The organism is Pseudomonadota bacterium, from assembly GCA_039815145.1.
In the GTDB taxonomy this organism is placed as follows: Bacteria; Pseudomonadota; Gammaproteobacteria; order Steroidobacterales; family JBCBZW01; genus JBCBZW01.
On sequence record JBCBZW010000163.1, the window covers coordinates 1 to 9,827 of the forward strand.

Consider the following 9,827-nt stretch of genomic DNA (forward strand, 5'->3'; position numbering starts at 1 on the left):
AGGGCGTTGGCGGTGCGCCGGCGTAGGGCGGTTTCTGCGGCCGCGAGCTGGAGGCGATCGTTGATCCCCAGCACTTCGTCTTCGTCGTGGACCATCTCCGCGTTCACGGGGATGCCGTCCGCTACGGCCATTTCGATGACGTCCGTCAGGTAGTACTCGCCCTGGGCGTTGGCGTTGTCGAGGTGCTTCAGCCAGCGCCGGAGCAGGCCCGTGCGACAGGCCAACACGCCCGTGTTGACCTCCTGGATCCGACGTTGCGCCGCGTCCGCATCCTTCTCCTCGACGATTCGCTGCACCTGGTGAGCATCGTCGCGCACGATCCTGCCGTAGCCCGTGGGGTCCGGCGCGTGGAGCGTCAGCAGGGCGAGGGCGTCGGTGCGGACCGGAAATTGCGACGACGCGGAGTCATGGTCCGCGGGCGTGGCATGGCCCGGGACCTTGGGTTCGGTCTGCTCGATCAGGCGCTCCAGGGTGGCGGCCGTGACCAGGGGTACGTCGCCATAGAGCACCAGCACGAGGGAGTCATCGTCACCAAGCGCGCCCATGGCGCAGTCCACCGCGTGCCCCGTGCCGAGTTGTTCTGCCTGGAGGTGCCATTGGAGGGTGCTGTCGTCTTGGAAGGCGGCGCGCACGGCCTCTCCGCCGTGACCGTAGACCACATGGACCTTCGCTTCGGGGAGCTCACGGCAGGTGGAGATGACGTGGGCGAGCAGCGGGCGGCCGGCGAGGGGCTGCAGCACCTTGGGCAGATCGGAGTTCATTCGCCTGCCCTTACCGGCGGCGAGGATGACGATGTCGAGCTTCACATGGACTCCTTGGCGATACGCCCACGGGGCGCGGGCCTGCCTGGTGGGGCGAGCGTGACCAGTTCTTTTCCGTGGGTCCAGTGACTAGTGCTCAAGGCGTCACATCACGGCAAAAAACATTTGAAAACAGAGCGAAATAAGCGGGATAAATTTCTAGTAAAAGACCTCTAATTGGATGGCACCGTGAGCGCGACGGTGTCGGACGAGGCATCCCTGGGTGATCCGGGCGCGGGCGGGCATGACCAGGCTCTGAGCACTGCGCGGCGCTCAATCCAAGCCGTGAAACGCCCGCAACCCTTAAGGAAGTCATTCTAGAAAAAGCGTGCTAGTTAATTAGGTGTGAGTCGGCCTGCACCCGCTCCGCATCCAAATCATTAGATAATTTCTAGAATATCTTAGCTTCTAAAAATACCTTCAAATCAGCGGATTGGCTGGGAAGCCAGCCGCAGGAGCGAGGCTCAGTCGAGCGGCTGATCGACCACCACGTGCAGGGCGCGATTGCGCTCCAGCATCTCCCGACGCATCTCCCGACGCATCCGTCCCGCCTCGTAGAGGGCCCGCTCCACATCGCTCTCCGGCTCTAGCTGGGGCACTAGGCGGGAGTGGCCCTGATCGTCCTTGGCCACCATGGTGAAGTAGCAGCTGCACGCGTGGCGCTGCTCATCCGTGTGCAGGTCCTGGGTCATGATCTTCACGCCGACCTCCATCGAGGTCTTGCCGGTGTAGTTCACGTGGGCCAGGAAGGTGACCAGCTCGCCCACCTTGATCGGGGCCTTGAAGGCCAGGTGGTCGAGGGAGGCGGTGACGACGTAGGACTTGCAGTACTGGGCGGCACAGGCGTACGCCACCTGGTCGAGGAGCTTGAGCAGGGAGCCGCCGTGCACGTTGCCGGCGAAGTTGGCCATGTCCGGCGTCATCAGCACAGTCATGGTGAGGGACTTGCGGGGACGATCGCTCATGGTGACGGCTACCTGTGCGGACGTCGGTTTCGGAGTGGGCGCCTCGGGATTGCGCCCTCGCAAGGCACGCCGCGGCACTGGGCCGCGGCATCGGCGTAGGTCAGCTCTGCTTGCGCAGGCGGCGGATCGCGCGCAGGCGGGCGGCGGCTTCAGCCAGCTCGGCTTGAGCGCGTGCCCAATCGATGGTGGCGGCCTGGTCGTTCAGCGCGTCCTGGGCACGGCGCATGGCCTCTTCGGCCTCCGCCTCATCCAGATCCGCCGCGCGCACCACCGTGTCGGCCAGCACCGTGATCAGATGCGGCTGGATCTCCAGCGATCCGCCGGACACGTAAAAGTGCAGCTCCTCGCCGCCCTCGGGCAACTGCACCCGGACATCACCCGGGCGCAGGTCCGTAAGCAGCGGGGCGTGGCGGGGCGCGATACCCACGTCGCCCTCACGGGCGGACGCGAACACCATGGCCGCTTCGCCGGAGAAGATCTCTCCCTCGGCGCTGACGATGTCGACCTGAATCGTGCTCATGCTTGAGGCTCCTTCGTAGAAGAACTAAGCCGCGAGGCTCAGCTCATCTCCCGTGCCTTCTCCACGGCCATCTCGATCTTGCCGCACATGTAGAAGGCCTGCTCGGGCAGGTCGTCATGGTCGCCGTCGACGATGGACTGGAAGCCGCGGATCGTGTCCTTCAGGGACACGTACTCACCCGGCGTGCCGGTGAACTGCTCGGCCACGTGGAAGGGCTGGGACAGGAAGCGCTGGATCTTACGCGCGCGGCTCACGGTGAGCTTGTCCTCAGGGGAGAGCTCGTCCATGCCGAGGATCGCGATGATGTCCTGCAGCTCCTTGTAGCGCTGGAGCACGCCCTGCACGGCGCGGGCCGTGTCGTAGTGCTCCTGGCCGATGACCAGCGGGTCGAGCTGGCGGGAGGTGGAGTCGAGCGGGTCCACGGCGGGGTAGATGCCGAGCTCCGCGATCTGACGGGACAGCACGAGGGTGGCATCCAAGTGCGCGAAGGTGGTGGCCGGCGACGGGTCGGTCAAGTCATCCGCAGGCACGTACACGGCCTGGAAGGAGGTGATCGAGCCGGTCTTGGTGGAGGTGATGCGCTCCTGGAGCACACCCATCTCCTCGGCCAGGGTCGGCTGGTAACCCACGGCAGAGGGCATACGACCCAGCAGTGCGGACACCTCGGTACCGGCCAGCGTGTAGCGGTAGATGTTGTCCACGAACATGAGGACGTCACGGCCCTCGTCGCGGAAGAACTCGGCCATGGTGAGGCCCGACAGGGCCACGCGCAGGCGGTTGCCCGGGGGCTCGTTCATCTGACCGTAGACCAGGGCCACCTTGTCGATGACCTTGGAGTCGGTCATCTCGTGGTAGAAGTCGTTACCCTCACGAGTACGCTCACCCACGCCGGCGAACACGGAGTAACCACCGTGCTCCTTGGCGATGTTGTTGATGAGCTCCATCAGCGTCACGGTCTTGCCCACGCCGGCGCCGCCGAAGAGGCCAACCTTACCGCCCTTGGCGATCGGCATGATCAGGTCGACGACCTTGATGCCGGTCTCCAGGATCTCGGTAGCGGGTGCCTGATCTTCGTAGGCGGGGGGCGAGCGGTGGATCGGCCGGCTTTCCTCGGCGCCGATGTCACCCTTCTCGTCGATGGGATCGCCGAGCACGTCCATGATGCGGCCCAGGGTCTTCAGACCCACGGGCACGGAGATCGGTGCGCCCGTGTTGGACACGTCCATGCCGCGCTGAAGGCCGTCACTGGCGCCCATGGCGATGCAGCGCACGATGCCGTCGCCGAGCTGCTGCTGCACCTCGAGGGTCAGGCCGCGCTCTTCCAGGCGCAGGGCGTCGTAAACCTTGGGCACGGCATCGCGCGGGAACTCCACGTCCACCACGGCCCCGATGATCTGCACCGTCTTGCCAACGCTCATACTTCTCGCCTCTGTCTTGTCAGTTCCGCCGGCCGCGCCGGCTGATGATTTCGATAATGAATTCGTGCGTTCGTTGCGTCGCCCGCAGCCTTAGACGGCCTCGGCGCCGCTCACGATCTCCGAGATCTCCTGGGTGATCGCCGCCTGGCGCGCCTTGTTGTAGATGAGCTGCAGATCGTTGATCAGCGTTCCCGCGTTCTCCGATGCGCTCTTCATGGCGACCATTCGTGCGGCCATCTCGCAAGCCACGTTCTCCACCGCCCCGCGATACACCTGCGCTTCGATGTAGCGCATGACCAGCCCGTCGAGGAGGGCCTCGGCGGACGGCTCGAAGATGTAGTCCCAGTTGTCCTGGAGATCTTCCGAGTCTTCCGCTTCGATCGGCAGCAGCTGCTTCACCATAGGCTTCTGGCTCATGGTGTTCACGAACTCGGCGTGCACCAGCTTCAGCTGATCGAGCTTGCCTTCCGCGTAGGCGTCCAGCATCACCTTCACGGTGCCGATCAGGTCGCTCAGCTTCGGCGAATCGCCTAGCTGCGAGGTGCTCGACATGATGTCCATGCCGAGACGGCGGAAGAAGGTGATGCCCTTGGTGCCGATGAGGCAGACGGACACGTCACGCCCGGCCTCGCGGTCCTTTTCGATCGCCTCCATCGCAGTACGGAAGGAGTTGACGTTCAAGGCACCGCAAAGACCACGGTCGGTGGACACGATGATGTAGCCGACCTTCTGGATCTCAGGGTGGCCGACCAGAAACGGATGGCGCGGATCCGGGTTGGCCTCGGCCACGTGACCGATCACCGTGCGAATCTTCTCGGCGTAAGGTACGGACGCCTGCATGCGCTGCTGAGCCTTACGCATCTTGCTGGCGGCCACCATCTCCATGGCCTTGGTGATCTTCTGAGTGTTCTTGACACTCTTGATCTTGGTCCGGATTTCCTTAGCTGCTGGCATCGATCAACCTCGTTACGAGCGGTACGCTTCGCCTGAGAACCTTAGTAGGCGCCCGTGCTGACAAAGGCTTCGACGGCGGCCTTCATACCGGCCTTGATGTCGTCGTCGTACTTGCCCGTGCTGTTGATCTTGTCCAGCAGCTCGCCGGCGTTGCTGCGCGCGTGGGCGTGCATGGCCGCCTCGAAGTCCACCACCTTCTCCACCGGCACTTCGTCGAGGAAACCCTCGTTGACGGCGAATAGGGACAGAGCCATCTCGGCCACGCTCAGGGGCGCGTACTGCTTCTGCTTCATCAGCTCCATGACGCGCTTACCGCGTTCGAGCTGCTTGCGCGTGGCCGCGTCCAGGTCCGAGGCGAACTGCGAGAAGGCCGCCAGCTCGCGGTACTGGGCCAGGGCAAGACGCACACCGCCGCCGAGCTTCTTGATGATCTTGGTCTGCGCCGAACCACCCACACGCGACACGGAGAGGCCGGCGTTGATGGCTGGGCGGATACCGGAGTTGAAGAGGTCCGACTCCAGGAAGATCTGACCGTCGGTGATGGAGATCACGTTGGTCGGTACGAACGCGGACACGTCGCCGGCCTGGGTCTCGATGATCGGCAGGGCGGTCAGCGAACCGGTCTTGCCCTTCACCTCGCCGTTGGTGATCTTCTCCACGTAGTCGGCGTTCACGCGTGCAGCGCGCTCGAGGAGGCGCGAGTGCAGGTAGAACACGTCACCGGGGTAGGCTTCACGGCCGGGCGGACGACGCAGGAGCAGGGAGACCTGACGGTAGGCGACGGCCTGCTTGGACAGATCGTCGTAGATGATCAGGGCATCTTCACCGCGGTCGCGGAAGTACTCACCCATGGTGCAGCCCGCGTAGGGCGCGATGTACTGCAGGGCGGCGGATTCGGCGGCGGAAGCGGCGACTACGATGGTGTTCTCCATCGCGCCGTGCTCTTCCAGCTTGCGCACCACGCCGGCGATGGAAGAGGCCTTCTGGCCCACCGCGACGTAGATACAGAAGATGCCTGAGTCCTTCTGGTTGATGATGGCGTCGACGGCGACGGCGGTCTTACCGGTCTGGCGGTCGCCGATGATCAGCTCACGCTGTCCGCGGCCGACGGGCACCATGGCGTCGATGGCCTTGAGGCCGGTCTGCACCGGCTGATCCACCGACTGGCGTGCGATCACGCCCGGCGCCACCTTTTCGATCGGCGAATAACCGTCGTAGCTGATCTCACCCTTGCCGTCGATGGGACGCCCCAGGGCATCGACTACGCGGCCGAGCAGGCCCTTGCCGACGGGCACTTCGAGGATGCGCCCGGTGGTCTTGGCCGTGTCGCCTTCCGAGAGGTGCTTGTAGTCACCGAGGATCACCGCACCGACCGAGTCCTGCTCCAGATTGAGTGCGAGACCGAAGGTGTCGCCCGGGAACTCGATCATCTCACCGTACTGCACGTCGGCGAGGCCGTGGATGCGCACGATGCCGTCCGTGAGCAGCGTGATGGTGCCGACGTTGCGCGCTTCCGCAGCAGCGTCGAAGTTCTTGATGCGCTCCTTGATGAGCTCGCTGATCTCAGATGCCTTCAACGACATGGTCCAGACCTCTTTTCAAATTCCGTTCGTGTATTCGGTTCTATGCGCGCAGCGTGCTGGCCAGGCGGTCCAGTCGCGCGCGGGCGGAGCCATCGATCACCAGATCACCGGCCTTCACCACCACGCCGCCGATGATCTCGGGGTCCAGCGTGTTGTTGATCTGCACCTCGCGACCCAGGCGGGCGCGAAGGGCATTGGCCAGAGCGGTGCGGGCCTGCTCGTCGATCGGCTCGACGGAGACGACCTCCACCTCGAGCGTGTGCTCGGCAGCCGCCTTCATCTGCGCAAACTGCGTGGCGACGTCAGGCAGCGCTTCGAGGCGCTCGTTGTCCGCCAGCAGGCGCAGGAAGTTGCTCGCCTCGGCACCGGGTGCTTCCGGGAACAGGCCCAGCAGCAGCGCGGCCTGGGCCGCGGGGTCGCGGGCCGGATCGTCGAGCAGCGCCTGTACGGTCGGATCGGCGACCGCCGCGGCGGCGATGTTGAGCACATCGGCCCAAGCGCCGAGCTGACCGGCACCGTGGGCCACATCGAAGGCGGCACGGGCGTAGGGGCGAGCGATGGTGGCGTGATCTGCCATGGGCTAGATCTTCGCGACCAGCTCGTCGAGCAGGTCCTTGTGTGCCGCCGCGTCGATCTCGCGGCGCACGATCTGCTCGGCGCTGGTCAGGGCGAGGCCCGCCACTTCGGCACGCAGCTCGTCGCGAGCCCGGTTGCGCTCCTGCAGGATTTCGTCCTGGGCAGCGGCCAGCTGGCGCTCGCGTTCGCCGCGGGCGTCCGTGCGCGCCTGTTCCATGATCTCGTTGTAGCGAGATTCGGCCTCGGAGATGATCTTGGAGGCTTTGTCGCGCGCATCACGCTCGACGCCGCCGGCGGTGGCGCTGGCGGCTTCCAGATCCTTCTGCCCCTGTTCGGCCGCTGCCAGACCGTCGGCGATGGTCTTGCGACGGGCCTCGATGGCATCGATGAGCGGTGGCCAGATGTACTTCGTGCAGAACCACACGAAGATGATCATCGCGATGGTCTGACCGATTAGGGTGCTGTTGAAATCCACGTTGTGTTCTCCACTGCGGAATGACCCGAAGGACGCGACGGCGAGATCGCTGAGACCTCAGTCGCGGCTCCCTCCGGAGCGATGCCCTCGACCCTCACGGGTCAGGCGCAGGCCCTCTCGGATCCTGCAGCCCTGAAGCGCGCTCGCCCCGGCCAAAAGTGCCGCGGGCTTAGCCCTGAAGCACGGCCACCAGCGGGTTGGCGAACAGCATGATCAGGCCGATGGCCACACCGATAATTGCTACGGCGTCGAGCAGGGCCACGATCACGAACAGGTTGGTGCGCAGCATCGGCATCAGCTCGGGCTGGCGCGCAGCGCTCTCGAGGAAGCGGCCACCGAGAAGACCCATGCCGAGGCCGACGCCCAGGGCGCCAAGACCGATCACGATTGCAACGGCGAGTGCGGTGAAGCCGAGTACGGTTTCCATCGAAGTTCTCCTACTAGGATCAGATCAAGTTATACGGTCGATGCGAGCCCCCTCGCAGGGGCGCGCGAAATTAAAGAGGCTAGTGGTCGTCTGCCTCTGCCAAGCTCAGGTACACGATGGTCAACATCATGAAGATGAAGGCCTGCAGCACGATCACAAGGATGTGGAAGACGGCCCACGCGAAGTGGGGGCCGAGCACCTGCCAGAAGCCGAGCAGGCCGATCAGAATGAAGATCAGCTCGCCGGCGAAGAGGTTGCCGAACAGACGCAGCGAGTGCGAGAGCGGCTTGGCCAGCATGGCGGGCACTTCCAGCGCCATATTGAAGGGAATGGCAGCCGGATGATTGAACGGGTGCATGGTGAAGCTCTTCACCCACCCCATGACGCCCTTCTTACGCACGGCGAACCAGATGCTCAGTAGGAACACGCTGATCGAGAGCGAGAAAGTGACGTTGAGGTCGGCGGTCGGCACCACCTTCAGGTATTCGATGCCCATGCCGTGGGCGACCCACGGCAGCCAGTCGACGGGAATCAGGTCCATGGTGTTCATGAGGAACACCCAGACGAAGATGGTCATGGCCAGGGGCGCGACCAGTTTGCTGTCGCCGTGGTAGATGTCCTTCACCGAGCCCTCGACGAACTCGACAAGAATCTCCACGAAGGCCTGGAAGCGGCCCGGCACGCCCGTGGTGGCGCTTTTGGCCACGCGTCCGAAGAGGAAGCAGAACAGGCCGCCGAGGAGGACGGCGAAGAACATGGAATCGACGTTCAGGGCCCAGAAATTGCCCGAGCAGTGATTCCAAACGATGCCGGTCTCATCCGTGCAGACGGTGAGGTTCTGCAAGTGATGGGTGATGTACTCGTTGACGGTTTTGCCGGCTTCGCCAGCATGTTCACCGCCGTGGGCGGCAGCCTCCGTCGCACCGTGCGTCTCTTCGGCCATGTTGTCGCTCATGCCCCTCGTTTGTCCGACGGCAGCAGCAGGCCCGAAAAGGTGCCGAGCTGTGCCACGATGTACCCAAGTAGCAGCCACAGCGGCGGTGGCTGCAGCGTTGCCAGCACGCCTCCGAAGAGGACCACCGTCAACGCGATTTTTCCGATCTCGCCCAGCCACAGCGCTCGCAGGAGTCGCGCGTCTGGGCTCAGCAGCAGCCTCGCGGCCAAAAAGCCGTGGGAAAGCACGCAGATCCCCGTTCCGAGCAGCGCAGCGGCGGCAGCGTCGCCACCCACCGTCAGCCAGACGATGGCGGCGAGCGCACAGCCGAGGGCGCTCTGGATCAGCAGGATGGCGAGGATGTCTCTCACGGCGTGCTGCTGAGAACTGTTGGCTGCGAGGCGCCTCCCTGGCGCGGGAACCGACGGCAAGCCGTACGGGACGCGTCGCGCGAAACCGAATTGGGCTCGTCTGCCGCAGGAAGCGTCATTTTTATCGCATCATCGCAGCCGTTCCGGTACGAAGGCGGAGCGAAATGGCTCCAGACCCCTACCGAGGCGACGGCATTATAGAGAGCGGTCTGTAGTCCCACAACAGCAATTCGTCGCGGTGCGTCACTGCGCTGTAAGGGTTTGCCGCAAGCCGCTCAGCAGGGTCGGAACGACCGCTCAGCCTCGCCCACCGTCGTTCCCCAGCGGCCCCAGGATTTCCGTGGCTTACGTGCGTAGACCGTGCTGCGAGGGCGCCTGGAAGGCGGTCGCGGGGGATGGCTGGCGATGGCGGGCCGCACGCGTTTCGATGCGCCCGAGCGTGCTCGCCAGGCCTCGCGCCGCAGTGTTGTGCGCAACAACGGTCTGCGAAGGCGACGAAATCCGGGTGTCGGGCATCATCCCTGGCAGCGTGACCGATGGACCGTCCACGCCGGACGACTCCTGATCTCGCGATACGTGAGTCCGTACCGTCAAAGTCCAAGCGGACTACGCCCGCCCCGCTCACGACGCAAAAACTGTAGCGCGTGTTGGGGGCGCCGAGCCCATCGAACGGCGCGAGCGATGCACCTCGCCCGGTCACACACTATCCTTGCCCGTCTTCACCCGCATTGGAGCCTCGTATGTCTGCGTTTCGCGCTGCGTTTCTGGTCCTCTTGTTACCCGCCCTGAGCGTCGCCGACGAGG

Annotated in this window: 11 protein-coding genes; all 11 read right to left on the reverse strand. The window is 64.6% G+C overall.

Annotation, left to right across the window (positions count from 1 at the left end; genetic code table 11):
• The coding region (locus AAF184_22660; GenBank protein MEO0425155.1) for an NTP transferase domain-containing protein at positions 1–806 on the reverse strand (806 nt) is incomplete at its 3' end.
• A gap of 458 nt (positions 807–1,264) precedes the next feature.
• Positions 1,265–1,765, reverse strand: a complete 501-nt coding sequence (locus AAF184_22665; GenBank protein ID MEO0425156.1) for an acyl-CoA thioesterase — start codon at positions 1,763–1,765, stop codon at positions 1,265–1,267.
• 100 nt (positions 1,766–1,865) lie between these two features.
• The gene (locus AAF184_22670) at positions 1,866–2,285 is read right to left on the reverse strand and encodes a F0F1 ATP synthase subunit epsilon (protein MEO0425157.1); all 420 of its coding nucleotides are present in this window, start codon (positions 2,283–2,285) and stop codon (positions 1,866–1,868) included.
• Between the two features lie 38 nt (positions 2,286–2,323).
• A complete protein-coding gene (atpD, locus tag AAF184_22675; protein ID MEO0425158.1) occupies positions 2,324–3,703 on the reverse strand; it encodes a F0F1 ATP synthase subunit beta in 1,380 nt (459 codons plus the stop codon).
• 90 nt (positions 3,704–3,793) lie between these two features.
• Positions 3,794–4,657: a F0F1 ATP synthase subunit gamma gene (atpG, locus tag AAF184_22680; protein ID MEO0425159.1), complete on the reverse strand. Its 864-nt coding sequence runs from the start codon at positions 4,655–4,657 to the stop codon at positions 3,794–3,796.
• Between the two features lie 41 nt (positions 4,658–4,698).
• Positions 4,699–6,240 carry a F0F1 ATP synthase subunit alpha gene (gene atpA, locus AAF184_22685; protein MEO0425160.1) on the reverse strand — a complete coding sequence of 514 codons (1,542 nt, stop codon included), beginning with the start codon at positions 6,238–6,240 and terminating at the stop codon, positions 4,699–4,701.
• 40 nt (positions 6,241–6,280) lie between these two features.
• Complete coding sequence (locus AAF184_22690) at positions 6,281–6,817, reverse strand: F0F1 ATP synthase subunit delta (GenBank protein ID MEO0425161.1); 537 nt, start codon at positions 6,815–6,817, stop codon at positions 6,281–6,283.
• Between the two features lie 3 nt (positions 6,818–6,820).
• Positions 6,821–7,291, reverse strand: a complete 471-nt coding sequence (locus AAF184_22695; protein ID MEO0425162.1) for a F0F1 ATP synthase subunit B — start codon at positions 7,289–7,291, stop codon at positions 6,821–6,823.
• A 169-nt stretch (positions 7,292–7,460) separates the two neighbouring features.
• Complete coding sequence (gene atpE / locus AAF184_22700) at positions 7,461–7,718, reverse strand: F0F1 ATP synthase subunit C (GenBank protein MEO0425163.1); 258 nt, start codon at positions 7,716–7,718, stop codon at positions 7,461–7,463.
• Positions 7,719–7,797: 79 nt separating this feature from the next.
• Positions 7,798–8,661, reverse strand: coding sequence for a F0F1 ATP synthase subunit A (gene atpB, locus AAF184_22705; protein ID MEO0425164.1), 864 nt, complete (start codon positions 8,659–8,661; stop codon positions 7,798–7,800).
• A gap of 8 nt (positions 8,662–8,669) precedes the next feature.
• Positions 8,670–9,023, reverse strand: a complete 354-nt coding sequence (locus AAF184_22710; protein MEO0425165.1) for an ATP synthase subunit I — start codon at positions 9,021–9,023, stop codon at positions 8,670–8,672.
• Between the last annotated feature and the right edge of the window lie 804 nt (positions 9,024–9,827).

What these genes read in the sequence shown, in the direction of transcription:
- AAF184_22665 (MEO0425156.1), bottom strand. Translation starts at nt 1,765, where the DNA reads ATGAGCGATCGTCCCCGCAAGTCCCTCACCATGACTGTGCTGATGACG.
- AAF184_22670 (MEO0425157.1), bottom strand. Translation starts at nt 2,285, where the DNA reads ATGAGCACGATTCAGGTCGACATCGTCAGCGCCGAGGGAGAGATCTTC.
- atpD (MEO0425158.1), bottom strand. Translation starts at nt 3,703, where the DNA reads ATGAGCGTTGGCAAGACGGTGCAGATCATCGGGGCCGTGGTGGACGTG.
- atpG (MEO0425159.1), bottom strand. Translation starts at nt 4,657, where the DNA reads ATGCCAGCAGCTAAGGAAATCCGGACCAAGATCAAGAGTGTCAAGAAC.
- atpA (MEO0425160.1), bottom strand. Translation starts at nt 6,240, where the DNA reads ATGTCGTTGAAGGCATCTGAGATCAGCGAGCTCATCAAGGAGCGCATC.
- AAF184_22690 (MEO0425161.1), bottom strand. Translation starts at nt 6,817, where the DNA reads ATGGCAGATCACGCCACCATCGCTCGCCCCTACGCCCGTGCCGCCTTC.
- atpE (MEO0425163.1), bottom strand. Translation starts at nt 7,718, where the DNA reads ATGGAAACCGTACTCGGCTTCACCGCACTCGCCGTTGCAATCGTGATC.
- atpB (MEO0425164.1), bottom strand. Translation starts at nt 8,661, where the DNA reads ATGGCCGAAGAGACGCACGGTGCGACGGAGGCTGCCGCCCACGGCGGT.